Source organism: Pseudomonas sp. JAI120 (assembly GCF_014207255.1).
Classification (GTDB): domain Bacteria; phylum Pseudomonadota; class Gammaproteobacteria; order Pseudomonadales; family Pseudomonadaceae; genus Aquipseudomonas.
The window spans coordinates 2,512,454-2,527,792 of record NZ_JACHCZ010000001.1 but is presented as its reverse complement, the minus strand read 5'-3'; the positions used below and the strand labels follow the sequence as shown (position 1 = coordinate 2,527,792).

Sequence of the window (15,339 nt, the reverse complement as noted above, 5' to 3'; positions counted from 1 at the left end):
TATAACACCCAAGCAATTTGACTACTCGAAAGAGCATCAGATTGCGGTGTGTGAAGACGCAATGAACCGAAAGTTCGATGCTCACAAAACACCGACAGCTGTCACATACCCAATTTGCTGAAGCGAGGCCAACTGGCCGCGACTCAGTACCCGAATTTCTTGACGACCATAGAGCATTGGAACCACCTGATCCCATCCCGAACTCAGCAGTGAAACGATGCATCGCCGATGGTAGTGTGGGGTTTCCCCATGTGAGAGTAGGTCATCGTCAAGATTAAATTCCGAAACCCCATTTGCGAAAGCAGATGGGGTTTTGTTTTGCGCGGTCGAAAAGTGCCCTAAAATTTCTGGGTGATTTCATGAATGTTCTCAGCGATAAATTTGCTGCAGCCGCCTCATTTTTTCCTACTCGTAAGACGTCGGTTTCTCCAGGGCCTGCATCGCATCAATAAATGCGCTGACACGCTTCTGAATCCTGAAGAGTTCTGGCGCGGGCGCATTCGTCCATCACGTGAAGCAGTGTCCCGCTCGAAGCTCGAGCGGTGCCTTGGGTGGGCTCTTTGATAATCAGAAGGGGTGGTTGTAGCGGCTTTGCAAGGCCTCTGAGTGGGCTCGCTGGACTTTATAGTGGGTAGGGAGGCGGATGGTGCTAACTCGCTCTCTGGGCGCCGTTGCGGCCTCAGGGCGCTTTTCTACAGGCGAAAAAAAAGACCTTGAAATTCAAGGTCTTTCTTTAAGATGGTGCCCCGAGGGAGACTCGAACTCCCACTCCTTTCGAAAACGGATTTTGAATCCGCCGCGTCTACCAATTCCGCCATCAGGGCTCAATGGCGGCGAAGTATAGAGATGAGATTACCGTTGGTCAATCACGTTTCATGGTCTATTTTCACTATTTCCGCTAGACTTCCCGGCCCTGCTAGACGAACCCCATCATGCGCGTTGCTGACTTTACTTTTGAACTCCCTGATTCGCTGATTGCTCGCCACCCTTTGGCCGAGCGTCGCGCCAGTCGACTGCTGACCCTGGACGGGGCCAGCGGTACCCTCGCACACCGTCAATTCACTGATTTGCTTGAGCATTTGCGTCCGGGCGATCTGATGGTGTTCAACAATACCCGGGTAATCCCGGCGCGCCTGTTTGGCCAGAAAGCATCCGGCGGCAAGTTGGAAATTCTGGTGGAGCGAGTGTTGGACAGCCATCGTGTGCTGGCCCACGTACGCTCCAGCAAGTCGCCGAAACCGGGTTCGAGCATCCTTATCGAGGGTGGCGGTGAAGCCGAGATGGTGGCGCGTCATGATGCGCTGTTCGAACTCCGGTTCGCCGAAGAGGTTTTGCCGTTGCTGGAGCGCGTCGGCCATATGCCGTTGCCTCCTTATATCGACCGCCCGGACGAAGACTCGGACCGTGAACGCTATCAAACGGTCTACTCCCAGCGCCTCGGTGCGGTTGCCGCGCCGACTGCCGGGCTGCATTTTGACCAGTTGCTGCTGGATGCGATCACTGCCAAAGGCGTCGAGACAGCCTATGTGACCCTGCACGTGGGGGCCGGCACGTTTCAGCCGGTGCGTGTGGATAACATCGAAGACCACCATATGCACAGCGAATGGCTGGAAGTCAGCCAGGACGTCGTGGACGCGGTTAACGCCTGCAAGGCGCGCGGCGGGCGGGTGGTTGCGGTGGGCACCACCAGCGTGCGCTCCCTTGAGAGCGCGGCGCGTGATGGCGTGCTCAAACCGTTCAGTGGCGACACCGATATCTTTATTTATCCAGGCCGGCCGTTCCATGTGGTCGATTGCCTGGTCACCAACTTCCATTTGCCCGAATCCACGCTCTTGATGCTGGTGTCGGCCTTCGCGGGTTATCCCGAAACAATGGCGGCGTATAAAGCAGCCATCGACAATGGATACCGTTTTTTCAGCTACGGTGATGCGATGTTTATCACCCGTAATCCGGCGCCGCGCGGCCCAGAGGAACAACTATGAGTCGTATGTCGTTTGAATTGCTCGCCACCGACGGCAAAGCCCGTCGCGGCCGCCTGACGTTTCCGCGCGGTACGGTAGAGACCCCGGCATTCATGCCGGTGGGCACCTACGGCACCGTCAAAGGCATGCTGCCGCGTGACATCGTCGCCACCGGTGCCGAGATCATCCTCGGCAACACCTTTCACCTGTGGCTGCGCCCGGGCACAGAGGTGATCAAGAAGCATGGCGACCTGCATGACTTCATGAAGTGGCAAGGCCCGATCCTTACGGACTCGGGTGGTTTCCAGGTGTTCAGCCTGGGTGCCATGCGCAAGATCAAGGAGGAGGGCGTGACCTTCGCCTCACCCGTGGACGGTTCCAAAGTGTTCATGGGCCCGGAAGAGTCGATGCAGGTGCAACGCGACCTGGGTTCTGACATCGTGATGATTTTCGACGAGTGCACACCGTACCCTGCTGATGAGGACGTTGCGCGGATTTCCATGGAGCTGTCGCTGCGTTGGGCCCAGCGCTCGAAGAACGCACACGGTGATAACACCGCTGCGCTGTTCGGTATCGTGCAGGGCGGCATGCATGAAAACCTGCGCAAACGCTCGCTGGAAGGCCTCGACAAAATCGGCTTTGACGGCCTGGCCATCGGCGGTTTGTCGGTGGGCGAACCCAAGCACGAGATGATCAAGGTACTGGACTACCTGCCAGGCCTGATGCCCGCTGACAAACCTCGTTACCTTATGGGCGTTGGCAAACCCGAAGATCTCGTAGAGGGTGTGCGCCGCGGTGTGGACATGTTCGATTGCGTGATGCCAACCCGTAATGCCCGCAATGGGCATCTGTTCATCGATACAGGCGTGCTCAAGATCCGTAACGCGTTCCATCGCCATGATGATTCGCCGCTGGATCCCACCTGTGATTGCTACACCTGCCAGAACTTCTCCCGTGCTTATCTGCACCATCTGGACAAATGCGGGGAAATGCTGGGTAGCATGTTGAATACCATCCACAATTTGCGTCACTACCAAGTCCTGATGGCTGGTTTGCGCGAGGCTATTCAACAGGGTACATTGGCCGCCTTCGTCGATGCCTTCTATGCCAAGCGCGGGCTCCCTGTGCCGCCCTTGGACTAAGTTTTCCGACCCTAAGATTCACTATTTGCAACTGGAGTGCTAAATGAGCTTTTTTATCTCTAACGCCATGGCTGACGCCGCTGCGCCTGCTGCTGCCGGCCCTATGGGCGGTGGTTTCGAGTGGATTTTCCTGGTCGGCTTCCTGGTCATCTTCTACCTGATGATCTGGCGTCCACAGGCCAAGCGTGCCAAAGAGCAGAAGAACCTGCTGGGCAGCCTGCAGAAAGGTGACGAAGTTGTGACCACCGGCGGTATCGCGGGCAAGATCACCAAGGTTTCCGATGCTTTCGTGGTTCTGGAAGTCTCCGACACCGTGGAAATGAAGTTCCAGAAGGGCGCCATCGCCGCCACGCTGCCAAAAGGCACGCTCAAAGCGATCTAAGTTCCAACCTTTACCAATCGACGGGGCGCGCAAGGCGCCCCGCGTTATAAGCGGGCGGCGTGATGCTGAACAAATACCCTCTGTGGAAATACCTACTGATCCTGGCGGTGCTGGCGATCGGTTTTATTTATTCCGCTCCCAATCTTTACCCTGATGACCCGGCGATCCAGATCACTGGCGCCAGCACTTCCCTGCAGGTCAACCAGGCTGATCTGGAACGCGCGAGCAAGGCACTGACCGACGCGGGTATCCAGGTTAAAGCGGCAACATTGGCAGCTGGTGCGAAGGGCGGGTTGTTGCGCCTGACCAAGCAAGAAGACCAATTGCCGGCAAAAGATGTCGTACGCAAGGCCATGGGTGACGACTATGTCGTTGCGCTGAACCTGGCGCAGACCACCCCACAGTGGTTGCGCAACATTGGCGCGCATCCGATGAAGCTGGGTCTGGACTTGTCCGGTGGTGTGCACTTCCTGCTGGAAGTCGACATGGACAAAGCTCTCGATGCTCGCCTGAAAGTCTACGAAGGCGACGTGAAGAGCTTGCTGCGTAAAGAGAAGCTGCGCTATCGCAGTCTGCCGCAGCTCAACGGTGCCATCCAGCTTGGCTTCTCTGACGAAGCCACCCGCGAACAGGCCCGTGCGCTGATCCGCAAGAACTTCAACGATTTCGACATCGTACCGGCCGACCTGAATGGTCAGGCTGTACTGCGTCTGGCGATGAGCCCGGCCAAAATCGCAGAAATCCGCGAATATTCCATCAAGCAGAACTTGACCACGGTACGTAACCGCGTCAACGAGTTGGGTGTGGCCGAGCCGATCGTTCAGCGTCAGGGCGCCAACCGCATCGTGGTTGAGCTGCCGGGCGTGCAGGACACCGCTGAAGCCAAGCGTATCCTGGGTAAAACCGCCAACCTGGAATTCCGTCTCGCGGCTGAGCCGGGTGCTTCCCGTGCGACTTCCGAAGAGTTTGAGTTCCGTGAAGGCAACCGTCCTCCAGCGCTGATCGAGCGTGGCTTGATCATCACCGGTGACCAGGTAACTGACGCCAAGGCTGGTTTCGACTCGCAGCACGGTAGCCCTGAAGTGAACATCCGTCTGGATGGCCATGGTGGCGAACTGATGAGCCGCGCCACGCGCAGCAACGTTGGTCGCAGCATGGCGGTGATCTTCATCGAGCAGCGCCCGGTGACCACCTACACCAAGCAAATGGTCAACGGCGTCGAGAAAGACGTACCGGTGCAGACCTTCAAGGAAGAGAAGAAGATCATCAGCCTGGCGACCATCCAGTCGCCGCTGGGTGCTCAATTCCGCATCACCGGCCTGAACGGCCAGGGCGAATCCTCGGAGCTGGCTCTGTTGCTGCGTGCCGGTGGCCTGGCCGCGCCGATGTACTTCGCTGAAGAGCGTACCATCGGCCCGAGCCTGGGTGCCGACAACATCACCAAGGGTATCGACGCGGCGTTGTGGGGCATGCTGTTCGTGTCGCTGTTCATCATCGCCATCTACCGCTTCTTCGGCATCATTGCCACCGTGGCCCTGGCGGGCAACATGGTGATGCTGCTGGCCCTGATGTCGCTGCTGGGCGCTACGCTGACCCTGCCAGGTATCGCCGGTATTGTACTCACCATGGGTATGGCGGTAGACGCCAACGTGCTGATCTTCTCGCGGATTCGTGAAGAGATCGCAGCCGGCATGACCGTGCAGCGTGCAATCAACGAAGGCTTCGGCCGGGCATTTACCGCGATTCTCGACTCCAACCTGACCACATTGCTGGTCGGCGGGATTCTCTTTGCCATGGGCACCGGCCCTGTCAAAGGTTTTGCGGTAACCATGTCCCTCGGTATCTTTACCTCGATGTTCACGGCCATCATGGTGACCCGCGCAATGGTCAACCTGATCTTTGGCGGGCGTGACTTCAAGAAGTTGTGGATTTAAGGGGCTGCCATGTTACGTACAATCAACTTCATGGGCGTTCGCAACATTGCGTTCGGCGTCACCGTGCTCCTTACCGTTCTGGCGTTGTTCAGCTGGTTCCATAAGGGCCTGAACTACGGTCTGGACTTCACCGGCGGTACGCTCATTGAGCTGACCTACGAGAAGCCGGCCGACGTCACCCTGGTGCGCACAGAGCTGGTCAAGGCTGGCTATCACGAAGCCATCGTGCAGAGCTTCGGTGCGACCACCGACCTGCTGGTGCGCATGCCTGGCGAAGACCCGCAACTGGGTCACCAGGTAGCTGAAGCCTTGCAGAAGGTGGGGGGCGACAACCCGGCGTCAGTTAAGCGCGTCGAGTTCGTGGGCCCGCAAGTGGGTGAAGAGCTGCGCGACCAGGGCGGCCTCGGCATGCTGATGGCGCTGGTCGGCATCATGATCTACCTGGCTTTCCGCTTTCAGTGGAAGTTCGGTGTCGGCGCCATTGTGTCGCTGATCCACGACGTGATCGTGACCGTGGGTATCCTGGCGTTCTTCCAGATCACCTTCGACCTGACCGTACTGGCGGCCGTGCTGGCGATCATTGGTTACTCCCTCAACGACACCATTGTGGTATTCGACCGGGTTCGTGAGAACTTCCGCGTGCTGCGCAAGGCGTCGCTGATCGAGAACATCAACATCTCCACCACCCAGACCCTGCTGCGGACCATGGCGACGTCGATCTCCACCTTGCTGGCGATCGCGGCACTGATGATCTTCGGTGGTGACAACCTGTGGGGCTTCTCCCTGGCACTGTTCATCGGCGTCCTGGCGGGTACCTACTCGTCGATCTACATCGCCAACGTGGTGCTGATCTGGCTGAACCTCAACAGCGAAGACTTGATCCCTCCTGCTGCTACCGGCAAGGAGGTCGACGACCGCCCTTGATGGACGCTTGTTGATCTGCTGTTACAAAGAAGGCACGAGTATTGAACTCGTGCCTTTTTTTTTGCTCCAAGGCTGGGTATAGCGCGGATCTTTCGGTCCGTTTGTGATGGTCAGGAGGTTCAACGTGAACAAGTCGTTACTGGTTGGTGCGGTATTGGGTGCTGTCGGTGTGACTGCCGGGGGTGCTGTTGCCACCTACAGCCTGGTAAAAAGCGGCCCTGAGTATGCGCAAGTGCTGGCGGTGCAGCCGGTGAAAACCCAGATTAAAACGCCTCGCGAGGTCTGCAAGGACGTCGCTGTAACCCGGCAGAAGCCGGTGCAGGATCAGCATCAGATCGTTGGTACCGTGGTTGGTGCACTTGCTGGTGGCCTGTTGGGTAACCAGGTCGGTGGCGGTAACGGCAAGAAGTTGGCCACCGTAGCCGGTGCGGTCGGTGGTGGTTACGCCGGTAACAAGGTTCAGGAAGGTATGCAGAACCGTGATACCTACACCACCACCCAGACTCGCTGTAACACCGTCAATGACATCAGCGACAAGGTAGTCGGCTACGACGTGCGTTACACCTTGGATGGCAAGGAAGGTTCGGTGCGCATGGATCGTGATCCGGGCGGCCAGATTCCAGTCGACAAGGAAGGGCGTCTCGTTCTGGGCCAGAACCAGCCGTAATTCCAAGGCCTGGTTCAATTCAAAGTGTGGGATGGGGCTTGCTGGTATTTAAGCCCGCATGAAATCCCAGGCATAAAAAAGCACCCCTAAGGGTGCTTTTTTTGCTCGCTCGCTTAACGCTTCAGCGAAGCCGGCAGGTGCGGCTGGATCGCCGTCAGTACTGCCTTGAAGCATTTGGTGTTGCCGGCAACTACGTGGCCTTTTTCCAGGAAATCATGACCGCCGGTGAAGTCGCTCACCAGGCCGCCTGCTTCCTGGATCAACAGGGCGCCCGCAGCCATGTCCCACTCGGACAGGCCCGACTCCCAGAACGCATCAAAACGACCGGCAGCTACGTAAGCCAGGTCCAGGCTTGCTGCGCCAGCGCGACGAATGCCGGCGGTCTGGCCAACCAGGGCGCGGAACATGCCCAGGTAGTTTTCCAGGTTGTCCATCTGGTCGTCACGGAACGGGAAGCCGGTACCCAGCAGGGCGCCGTCCAGGCTGGTGCGACCGCTGACGCGCAGGCGACGACCGTTCAGTTGGGCGCCACGGCCACGGCTGGCGGTGAATTCTTCCTGGCGAACCGGGTCCAGTACAACGGCGTGTTCCAGGCGGCCACGGTATTTGCAGGCAATGCTGACAGCAAAGTGTGGGATGCCACGCAGGAAGTTGGTGGTGCCGTCCAGTGGGTCGATGATCCACAGGTAGTCTTCGCCTTCGCCGCTGCCTTTGTGCAGGCCGGTTTCTTCTCCGAGGATGCCGTGGGTAGGGTAGGCCTTGCGCAGCGCGTCGATGATTTTCTGTTCGGCGGCGCGATCCACCTCGGATACATAATCCTTGGCGTCTTTTTCGTCGACCTTGATGGTATCCAGGCGCTCGATGGAGCGGAAGATCAATTCACTGGCGCTGCGGGCGGCGCGCAGCGCGATATTCAGCATGGGCTGCATGGATGTGTCACCTAAGGTTGTTAAAGAAAGCCGAGCATTCTAGCAGAAACTTTCTTCAGGTGAAGGACGACGTTAGCTTTCATGGCATAACCTTAGGCTGTTCTGTAAGATTTGCTCCCTTTTCCCATGTCCGAGAGCGCCTCCCTTGCTGCAAAACATTCGTGTCGTCTTGGTCAATACCAGTCATCCCGGCAATATCGGCGGGGTGGCGCGAGCCATGAAAAACATGGGGCTGACGCGCCTGGTGCTGGTCGAGCCGCGCGTGTTCCCGCACCACGAGGCCGATGCCCGGGCGTCCGGTGCCAATGACATCCTCGAAAAAGCCCAGGTCGTCGCCACTCTGGAGGACGCCTTGGTCGGCTGCAACCTGGTGCTTGGCACCAGTGCCCGTGACCGCCGCATCCCCTGGCCGCTGCTGGATCCGCGTGAGTGCGGTACCAAAGTAGTGGAGGAGGCGGCAGGAGGCGCTGAAATCGCCTTGGTGTTTGGCCGTGAAGATTCCGGCCTGACCAACGAAGAGCTGCAGCGATGTCATTACCACGTGCACATTCCATCAGACCCTGAGTTCAGCTCGCTGAACCTCGGGGCAGCGGTGCAGGTGTTGAGTTACGAAGTACGCATGGCCTGGCTGGCCGCTGAAGGTCAGCCGAGCAAGGTAGAGAAGGATGAAGTGGCGTCGACCAAAAGTGGTGAGTTGGCCACCATGGACGAGCTGGAGCGGTTCTATGAGCACCTGGAGCAAACCCTGGTGGCCATCGAATTCCTCGATCCGGAAAAACCGCGGCACTTGATGGCGCGCCTGCGCCGCCTGTACGGGCGCAGCTCGGTCAGCCGGGCGGAAATGAATATATTGCGTGGCATCCTCACGGAAACCCAGAAAGCGGCCCGTGGCGAGCTTCTTAAGCGGAAGGATTAAAAATGTTCGAGCGTTTGCGAGAAGATATCCAGAGTGTTTTCCATCGTGACCCGGCGGCGCGCAACGCCTTTGAAGTGCTGACCTGCTACCCGGGCATGCATGCGATCTGGATCCATCGCCTGTCTGGTGCCTTGTGGAATATGGGCTGGAAATGGCTGGCGCGGCTGGTGTCGAACTTCGGTCGCTGGTTGACCGGGATCGAGATTCATCCGGGTGCCAAGGTGGGGCGTCGCTTCTTTATCGATCACGGCATGGGCATCGTCATTGGCGAGACTGCCGAAATTGGTGATGACGTGACCCTGTACCAGGGTGTGACCCTGGGTGGTACCAGCTGGAACAAGGGGAAGCGCCACCCGACGCTGGAGAATGGCGTGGTGGTGGGCGCGGGTGCCAAGGTGCTTGGTCCGTTCACGGTAGGCGCTGGCGCCAAAGTCGGCTCCAACGCCGTGGTGACCAAGGCCGTGCCGGCCGGCGCCACCGTGGTGGGTATTCCGGGGCGGATCATCGTCAAGCCGGAAGTGGGCGATGAGCAGGAAGCCAAGCGCAAGGCCATGGCCGAGAAAATCGGCTTCGATGCCTACGGTGTCAGCGAAGACATGCCCGACCCTGTGGCGCGCGCCATCGGCCAGTTGCTTGACCACCTGCAGGCGGTGGATGGCAAGTTGGACGGTATGTGCGGCGCGCTGAAGGAGCTGGGCAGCAGCTACTGTGCGAAAGATTTGCCTGAGCTGCGCGAAGAGGACTTTGCCGAGATCAAGAGTGAGCCCGCCACCAAAGCTGGCTGAGATCTTACATTCGCTGCAAAGCCCATGTGGAAGGGGAGTTGCCCCCCGATGGCCATCTGTCAGTCACCCAATATATTGACTGATCCACCGTTATCGGAGGCAAGCCCCCTCCCACATTTTGATCTCCATTGGTCTCGGAATTTCTGCTCGGCCTTGTTCCCGCTGTTCGTCCCCACCCCATCCTGCTATGATTCGCGCGCCCTTTTTGCGGGTAATCCTGACTAAAGTACTAGGTCTTATAGTTGACTTAAATACTCGGGAATCGCATACTTGCTCCCATTCTGAAACACCTTGGTACTTGTCCATGAGACTGACTACAAAAGGCCGATACGCGGTGACCGCCATGCTTGACCTGGCCTTGCACGCGCAAACTGGGCCGGTGTCCCTGGCCGATATCTCCGAGCGCCAAGGCATTTCCCTGTCCTACCTTGAGCAGTTGTTCGCCAAATTGCGCCGCAGCAATCTGGTCTCCAGCGTACGTGGGCCAGGCGGCGGCTATCAGCTGTCCCGCGACATGCAGGGCATCCAGGTAGCCCAGGTGATCGACGCGGTCAACGAGTCCGTCGATGCGACCAAATGCCAGGGCCTGGGTGATTGCCACGCTGGCGACACCTGCCTGACGCACCACTTGTGGTGTGACTTGAGCCTGCAGATCCATGAGTTTTTGAGTGGTATCAGCTTGGCTGATCTTGTGACTCGCCGTGAGGTGCAAGAAGTAGCCCAGCGTCAGGACCAGCGCCGTTGCAATACCAAGGCGCCGCGTCTGGACAAGATCGAAGCGTCCGCCGTCGAGTGACAGCCGAAGAGCTAACGGCACGCCAGCCAGCCTGATTTAGGAGAAAGTCCATGAAATTGCCGATTTACCTTGATTACTCAGCGACCACCCCGGTTGATCCGCGTGTCGCGCAAAAGATGAGCGAATGCCTGTTGGTCGACGGAAACTTCGGCAACCCGGCCTCCCGTTCCCATGTGTTCGGCTGGAAAGCCGAGGAAGCGGTCGAGAACGCTCGTCGCCAGGTCGCTGACCTGGTTGGCGCTGACCCGCGTGAAATCGTCTGGACTTCCGGTGCTACCGAATCCGACAACCTGGCTATCAAGGGCGCGGCGCATTTCTACGCGACCAAAGGCAAGCACCTGATCACCACCAAGATTGAGCACAAGGCTGTCCTCGACACCATGCGCCAACTGGAGCGTGAAGGTTTCGAGGTCACTTACCTCGAGCCAACCACCGACGGTATCGTCACCCCGGCCATGATCGAAGCCGCGTTGCGTGAAGACACCATCCTGGTTTCCGTGATCCACGTGAACAACGAAATCGGCACCATCAACGACATCGCGGCCATCGGCGAGCTGACTCGCTCCAAGGGTATCCTGCTGCACGTCGACGCTGCTCAGTCCACCGGCAAGGTTGATATCGACCTGTCGAAACTGAAAGTCGACCTGATGTCGTTCTCGGCCCACAAGACCTACGGCCCTAAAGGCATCGGCGCCCTGTACGTGAGCCGCAAGCCACGTGTGCGCATCGAAGCGACCATGCACGGCGGCGGTCACGAGCGCGGCATGCGTTCGGGCACCCTGGCGACTCACCAGATCGTCGGCATGGGCGAAGCCTTCCGCGTAGCCAAGGAAGACATGGCTGCCGAAAACGTACGTATCAAGGCCCTGAGCGATCGCTTCTACAAGCAGGTCGAGAACCTTGAAGAGCTGTACATCAACGGCAGCATGACCGCCCGTGTACCGCACAACCTGAATTTGAGCTTCAACTACGTCGAAGGCGAGTCGCTGATCATGGCGCTCAAGGACCTGGCGGTTTCGTCCGGTTCGGCCTGCACCTCGGCATCCCTTGAGCCTTCGTATGTACTGCGCGCCCTGGGCCGCAACGACGAACTGGCGCACAGCTCGATCCGCTTTACGTTCGGCCGCTTCACCACCGAAGAGCAAGTCGACTACGCCGCGCAGAAAGTCTGCGAAGCCGTCAACAAGCTGCGCGTCCTGTCGCCGCTGTGGGACATGTACAAAGACGGTGTCGATATTTCCAAGATCGAGTGGGCGGCACACTAACTATAGAAGCCGCCACCCAAGCTCTGTAGGAACGTGGCGGAAAACGCAGGCGTTTCTACAGGGTTCCAGAGCGGCCCTGATGAGTGAGGATTCAGTACCATGGCTTACAGCGAAAAGGTCATCGACCACTACGAAAACCCGCGCAACGTCGGCAAGATGGACGCGGAAGACCCTGATGTCGGCACCGGCATGGTTGGCGCTCCGGCGTGCGGCGATGTGATGCGCCTGCAGATCAAGGTCAACGACGCTGGCGTTATCGAAGACGCCAAGTTCAAGACTTACGGCTGCGGTTCGGCCATCGCCTCCAGCTCCCTGGCGACCGAATGGATGAAAGGCAAGACCCTGGATGAGGCTGTGACTATCAGCAACACCCAACTGGCCGAAGAACTGGCCCTGCCGCCAGTGAAAATCCACTGCTCCGTGCTTGCTGAAGACGCCATCAAGGCGGCCGTTCGCGACTACAAGCAGAAGAAAGGCTTGATCTAAGCATTTGGCGACGAGTAAGGAGTCAACGATGGCTATCAGCATGACAGAAGCGGCTGCGCGGCACGTGCGACGCTCCCTGGATGGGCGCGGTAAAGGTGAGGGGATTCGTCTGGGTGTTCGCACCACGGGCTGTTCCGGCCTTGCCTATGTGCTGGAGTTCGTCGACGAGGTGGTTGAGGAAGATCAGGTGTTCGAAAGTCACGGCGAGAAAGTGATCATCGACCCTAAAAGCCTGACCTACCTGGACGGCACCGAGCTTGATTTCGTCAAGGAAGGGTTGAACGAAGGCTTCAAGTTCAACAACCCCAACGTACGCGGTGAATGTGGCTGCGGCGAAAGCTTCAACATCTGAGGCTATTTGTGGGCACTCCTTGTCATTTCGCTTTATTCGAGCTGCAGCCGAGCTTTCGGCTGGACCTCGAGCAGCTTGCCACGCGCTATCGAGAATTGGCGCGTGGGGTGCATCCGGACCGCTTCGCTGACGCTTCCGAGCGTGAGCAACGCCTGGCGCTGGAGCAATCGGCCAGCCTCAACGAAGCCTATCAGACGCTCAAGAGTCCTCCTAAACGCGCGCGTTACTTGCTCGCGATGAATGGTGGCGAGTTGCCGCTGGAAGTGACCGTGCACGACCCGGACTTCCTGATGCAGCAGATGCAGTGGCGTGAAGAGCTAGAAGACTTGCAGGACGAAGCCGATGTGGCGGGTGTCGCGGTCTTCAAGCATCGTCTGAAAGTTGCCCAGGATGAGCTCAACGAAAGCTTCGCAGCCTGTTGGGATGATGCAGCGCAACGTGAACAGGCCGAACGCCTGATGCGGCGCATGCAGTTCCTCGACAAGCTCACCTACGAAGTGCGCCAGCTAGAAGAGCGCCTCGACGATTAACCCAGTGCTGTCCGTGATGCACGCCTGATAGACAGATAAGACCTGATTACCATGGCCCTACTGCAAATCGCCGAACCCGGTCTAAGCCCTCAACCGCACCAGCGTCGCCTGGCGGTGGGGATTGACTTGGGCACCACCAATTCCCTGGTTGCTGCCTTGCGCAGCGGCCTGTCCGAGCCGCTGCCCGACGCTGATGGCCAGGTGATCCTGCCGTCCGCCGTGCGCTATCACGCTGATCGCACCGAAGTGGGCGAGTCGGCCAAGCTGGCGGCGTCTACCGACCCTTTGAACACCGTGCTGTCAGTCAAGCGCTTGATGGGGCGTGGTCTGTCCGACGTCAAGCAATTGGGCGACCAACTGCCGTACCGCTTTGTCGGTGGCGAATCCCATATGCCGTTCATCGACACCGTCCAGGGTCTGAAAAGCCCGGTGGAAGTGTCGGCGGATATCCTCAAGGTGTTGCGCCAGCGCGCGGAAACCACGTTAGGCGGCGAGCTGGTCGGTGCGGTGATTACGGTTCCGGCCTATTTCGACGATGCGCAGCGCCAAGCCACCAAGGACGCGGCGAAGCTCGCTGGCCTGAATGTATTGCGCCTGCTCAACGAGCCGACTGCTGCGGCCGTGGCCTATGGCCTGGACCAGCACGCTGAAGGCCTGGTCGCTATTTACGACCTGGGTGGTGGCACTTTTGATATTTCGATTCTGCGCCTGACTGGCGGTGTGTTCGAAGTACTCGCAACCGGTGGCGATACAGCACTGGGTGGCGATGACTTCGACCACGCCATCGCGGGTTGGATCATCAGTAGCGCCGGCTTGTCCGCTGACCTGGATCCGGGCGAGCAGCGAAACTTGCTGCAAACTGCCTGTGCCGCTAAAGAGGCGCTGACTGATGCTGCTTCTGTTGACGTTTCCTACGGCAGTTGGTGCGCCAGGCTGACTCGCGAAGCCTTCGATTCGTTGATCGAACCGATGGTCGCTCGCAGCTTGAAAGCCTGCCGTCGCGCCGTGCGTGACTCCGGTATCGAGCTGGAAGATGTCGGTGCCGTGGTCATGGTCGGCGGTTCCACCCGTGTGCCAAGGGTTCGCGAAGCCGTTGCCGAAGCCTTTGGCCGCCAGCCGCTGACAGAGATCGACCCGGACCAGGTGGTTGCCATTGGTGCCGCCATCCAGGCCGATACCCTGGCCGGCAATAAGCGCGATGGCGGCGAACTGCTGCTGCTTGACGTGATCCCGCTGTCCCTGGGGCTGGAAACCATGGGCGGGCTGATGGAGAAGGTGATTCCACGGAACACCACCATCCCCGTCGCCCGTGCCCAGGACTTCACCACCTACAAAGATGGCCAGACGGCCATGATGATTCATGTGCTGCAAGGCGAGCGCGAACTGATCAGCGACTGCCGCTCCCTGGCACGCTTTGAATTGCGCGGCATCCCGGCCATGGTTGCGGGTGCGGCGAAGATTCGCGTGACCTTCCAGGTCGATGCCGACGGCCTGCTCAGCGTAGCCGCGCGTGAGTTGGGTTCGGGCGTTGAAGCGAGCATCCAGGTCAAGCCGTCCTACGGCCTGACTGACGGCGAAATCGCCAAGATGCTCAAGGACTCGTTCCAATACGCCGGTGACGACAAGGTCGCGCGCGTACTGCGTGAGCAACAAGTGGATGCCCAACGCCTGCTCGAAGCAGTGCAGGGCGCCCTTGACGCCGACGGTGAGCGCCTGCTGGATGCCGAAGAGCGCATGGTCATCGACCTGCAGATGCAGGAACTGGCCGAACTGATGAAAGGCAACGATGGTTACGCCATCGAGCAACAGACCAAGCGCTTGTCGCAGGTCACTGACGCCTTTGCCGCCCGCCGCATGGATCAGACGGTGAAAGCCGCACTGGCCGGGCGCAACCTGAATGAAATCGAGGAATAATTAATGCCGCAGGTCATTTTTCTGCCACACGCCGAGCATTGCCCGGACGGTATGGTTGTTGAGGCTGAGACCGGCAAGTCCATCCTCGAAGTAGCTCATGACAACCACATCGAGATCGAAAGTGCCTGTGGTGGTGTGTGCGCCTGCACCACCTGCCACTGCATCATTCGCGAAGGCTTCAATAGCCTGGAAGAGGCCGATGAGCTGGAAGAGGACTTTCTTGATCGCGCCTGGGGCCTGGAAGCCACTTCTCGCCTAAGCTGTCAGGCTAAGGTTGGGACTGAAGACATCACCGTCGAAATTCCGAAATATTCGCTCAATCATGCTGCCGAAGCGCCGCACTGATTCAAGGAAGT

The 15,339-nt window shown here is 58.8% G+C and carries 16 protein-coding genes, 1 tRNA gene and 1 rRNA gene; 16 read left to right on the top strand and 2 right to left on the bottom strand.

Features of this window, described 5'->3' with window-relative positions; translation table 11 throughout:
* The first annotated feature begins 158 nt into the window (after window positions 1-158).
* Window positions 159-274: ribosomal RNA gene (gene rrf / locus HDC32_RS11875) — 5S ribosomal RNA — on the top strand.
* A 465-nt stretch (window positions 275-739) separates the two neighbouring features.
* Here rrf and HDC32_RS11870 read toward each other — a convergent pair.
* Window positions 740-824 (bottom strand) — tRNA-Leu (locus tag HDC32_RS11870).
* A gap of 108 nt (window positions 825-932) precedes the next feature.
* Between HDC32_RS11870 and queA the strand changes: the two genes are divergently transcribed.
* From queA to HDC32_RS11840, 6 genes are all read left to right on the top strand, one after another.
* A complete protein-coding gene (gene queA / locus HDC32_RS11865) occupies window positions 933-1,982 on the top strand; it encodes a tRNA preQ1(34) S-adenosylmethionine ribosyltransferase-isomerase QueA (RefSeq protein ID WP_145338384.1) in 1,050 nt (349 codons plus the stop codon).
* Window positions 1,983-1,987: 5 nt separating this feature from the next.
* Window positions 1,988-3,103, top strand: coding sequence for a tRNA guanosine(34) transglycosylase Tgt (gene tgt, locus HDC32_RS11860; protein WP_167655194.1), 1,116 nt, complete (start codon window positions 1,988-1,990; stop codon window positions 3,101-3,103).
* Between the two features lie 43 nt (window positions 3,104-3,146).
* Window positions 3,147-3,485 (top strand): preprotein translocase subunit YajC, encoded by a 339-nt coding sequence (gene yajC / locus HDC32_RS11855; protein ID WP_003175975.1) that lies wholly within the window; start codon window positions 3,147-3,149, stop codon window positions 3,483-3,485.
* 62 nt (window positions 3,486-3,547) lie between these two features.
* Entirely contained in the window at window positions 3,548-5,419 is a 1,872-nt protein-coding gene (gene secD / locus HDC32_RS11850) for a protein translocase subunit SecD (protein WP_131697998.1), read from the top strand.
* A 9-nt stretch (window positions 5,420-5,428) separates the two neighbouring features.
* Window positions 5,429-6,343 (top strand): protein translocase subunit SecF, encoded by a 915-nt coding sequence (gene secF, locus HDC32_RS11845; RefSeq protein ID WP_131697997.1) that lies wholly within the window; start codon window positions 5,429-5,431, stop codon window positions 6,341-6,343.
* A gap of 124 nt (window positions 6,344-6,467) precedes the next feature.
* Window positions 6,468-7,010: a glycine zipper 2TM domain-containing protein gene (locus HDC32_RS11840; RefSeq protein ID WP_131697996.1), complete on the top strand. Its 543-nt coding sequence runs from the start codon at window positions 6,468-6,470 to the stop codon at window positions 7,008-7,010.
* A 113-nt stretch (window positions 7,011-7,123) separates the two neighbouring features.
* Here the strand turns inward: HDC32_RS11840 and suhB are convergent, their stop codons facing one another.
* Window positions 7,124-7,939 carry an inositol-phosphate phosphatase gene (gene suhB, locus HDC32_RS11835; RefSeq protein WP_003175971.1) on the bottom strand — a complete coding sequence of 272 codons (816 nt, stop codon included), beginning with the start codon at window positions 7,937-7,939 and terminating at the stop codon, window positions 7,124-7,126.
* A gap of 145 nt (window positions 7,940-8,084) precedes the next feature.
* Here suhB and trmJ point away from each other — a divergent pair, with 145 nt between their 5' ends.
* The 9 genes from trmJ (at window position 8,085) to fdx (ending at window position 15,328) form a co-directional block, all read left to right on the top strand.
* Window positions 8,085-8,855 (top strand): tRNA (cytosine(32)/uridine(32)-2'-O)-methyltransferase TrmJ, encoded by a 771-nt coding sequence (gene trmJ / locus HDC32_RS11830; RefSeq protein WP_003210307.1) that lies wholly within the window; start codon window positions 8,085-8,087, stop codon window positions 8,853-8,855.
* Between the two features lie 2 nt (window positions 8,856-8,857).
* Window positions 8,858-9,640 carry a serine O-acetyltransferase gene (gene cysE, locus HDC32_RS11825; RefSeq protein WP_131697995.1) on the top strand — a complete coding sequence of 261 codons (783 nt, stop codon included), beginning with the start codon at window positions 8,858-8,860 and terminating at the stop codon, window positions 9,638-9,640.
* Between the two features lie 304 nt (window positions 9,641-9,944).
* Window positions 9,945-10,436, top strand: a complete 492-nt coding sequence (gene iscR, locus HDC32_RS11820) for a Fe-S cluster assembly transcriptional regulator IscR (RefSeq protein WP_003194020.1) — start codon at window positions 9,945-9,947, stop codon at window positions 10,434-10,436.
* A 50-nt stretch (window positions 10,437-10,486) separates the two neighbouring features.
* Window positions 10,487-11,701, top strand: a complete 1,215-nt coding sequence (locus tag HDC32_RS11815; RefSeq protein WP_017530022.1) for an IscS subfamily cysteine desulfurase — start codon at window positions 10,487-10,489, stop codon at window positions 11,699-11,701.
* 99 nt (window positions 11,702-11,800) lie between these two features.
* Window positions 11,801-12,187, top strand: coding sequence for a Fe-S cluster assembly scaffold IscU (gene iscU, locus HDC32_RS11810; protein ID WP_028617851.1), 387 nt, complete (start codon window positions 11,801-11,803; stop codon window positions 12,185-12,187).
* A gap of 28 nt (window positions 12,188-12,215) precedes the next feature.
* On the top strand, window positions 12,216-12,539 hold the full coding sequence (gene iscA / locus HDC32_RS11805; RefSeq protein WP_048722793.1) for an iron-sulfur cluster assembly protein IscA: 324 nt from the start codon (window positions 12,216-12,218) through the stop codon (window positions 12,537-12,539).
* Window positions 12,540-12,547: 8 nt separating this feature from the next.
* Window positions 12,548-13,069: a co-chaperone HscB gene (gene hscB / locus HDC32_RS11800; protein WP_184744044.1), complete on the top strand. Its 522-nt coding sequence runs from the start codon at window positions 12,548-12,550 to the stop codon at window positions 13,067-13,069.
* A gap of 51 nt (window positions 13,070-13,120) precedes the next feature.
* Complete coding sequence (gene hscA, locus HDC32_RS11795) at window positions 13,121-14,983, top strand: Fe-S protein assembly chaperone HscA (protein WP_184744041.1); 1,863 nt, start codon at window positions 13,121-13,123, stop codon at window positions 14,981-14,983.
* A gap of 3 nt (window positions 14,984-14,986) precedes the next feature.
* A complete protein-coding gene (gene fdx / locus HDC32_RS11790; RefSeq protein ID WP_003175958.1) occupies window positions 14,987-15,328 on the top strand; it encodes an ISC system 2Fe-2S type ferredoxin in 342 nt (113 codons plus the stop codon).
* Window positions 15,329-15,339 lie beyond the last annotated feature (11 nt).

What these genes read in the sequence shown, in the direction of transcription:
- HDC32_RS11815 (WP_017530022.1), top strand. Translation starts at nt 10,487, where the DNA reads ATGAAATTGCCGATTTACCTTGATTACTCAGCGACCACCCCGGTTGAT.
- secF (WP_131697997.1), top strand. Translation starts at nt 5,429, where the DNA reads ATGTTACGTACAATCAACTTCATGGGCGTTCGCAACATTGCGTTCGGC.
- iscA (WP_048722793.1), top strand. Translation starts at nt 12,216, where the DNA reads ATGGCTATCAGCATGACAGAAGCGGCTGCGCGGCACGTGCGACGCTCC.
- iscR (WP_003194020.1), top strand. Translation starts at nt 9,945, where the DNA reads ATGAGACTGACTACAAAAGGCCGATACGCGGTGACCGCCATGCTTGAC.
- yajC (WP_003175975.1), top strand. Translation starts at nt 3,147, where the DNA reads ATGAGCTTTTTTATCTCTAACGCCATGGCTGACGCCGCTGCGCCTGCT.
- cysE (WP_131697995.1), top strand. Translation starts at nt 8,858, where the DNA reads ATGTTCGAGCGTTTGCGAGAAGATATCCAGAGTGTTTTCCATCGTGAC.
- tgt (WP_167655194.1), top strand. Translation starts at nt 1,988, where the DNA reads ATGTCGTTTGAATTGCTCGCCACCGACGGCAAAGCCCGTCGCGGCCGC.
- fdx (WP_003175958.1), top strand. Translation starts at nt 14,987, where the DNA reads ATGCCGCAGGTCATTTTTCTGCCACACGCCGAGCATTGCCCGGACGGT.
- secD (WP_131697998.1), top strand. Translation starts at nt 3,548, where the DNA reads ATGCTGAACAAATACCCTCTGTGGAAATACCTACTGATCCTGGCGGTG.
- queA (WP_145338384.1), top strand. Translation starts at nt 933, where the DNA reads ATGCGCGTTGCTGACTTTACTTTTGAACTCCCTGATTCGCTGATTGCT.
- iscU (WP_028617851.1), top strand. Translation starts at nt 11,801, where the DNA reads ATGGCTTACAGCGAAAAGGTCATCGACCACTACGAAAACCCGCGCAAC.
- hscA (WP_184744041.1), top strand. Translation starts at nt 13,121, where the DNA reads ATGGCCCTACTGCAAATCGCCGAACCCGGTCTAAGCCCTCAACCGCAC.
- suhB (WP_003175971.1), bottom strand. Translation starts at nt 7,939, where the DNA reads ATGCAGCCCATGCTGAATATCGCGCTGCGCGCCGCCCGCAGCGCCAGT.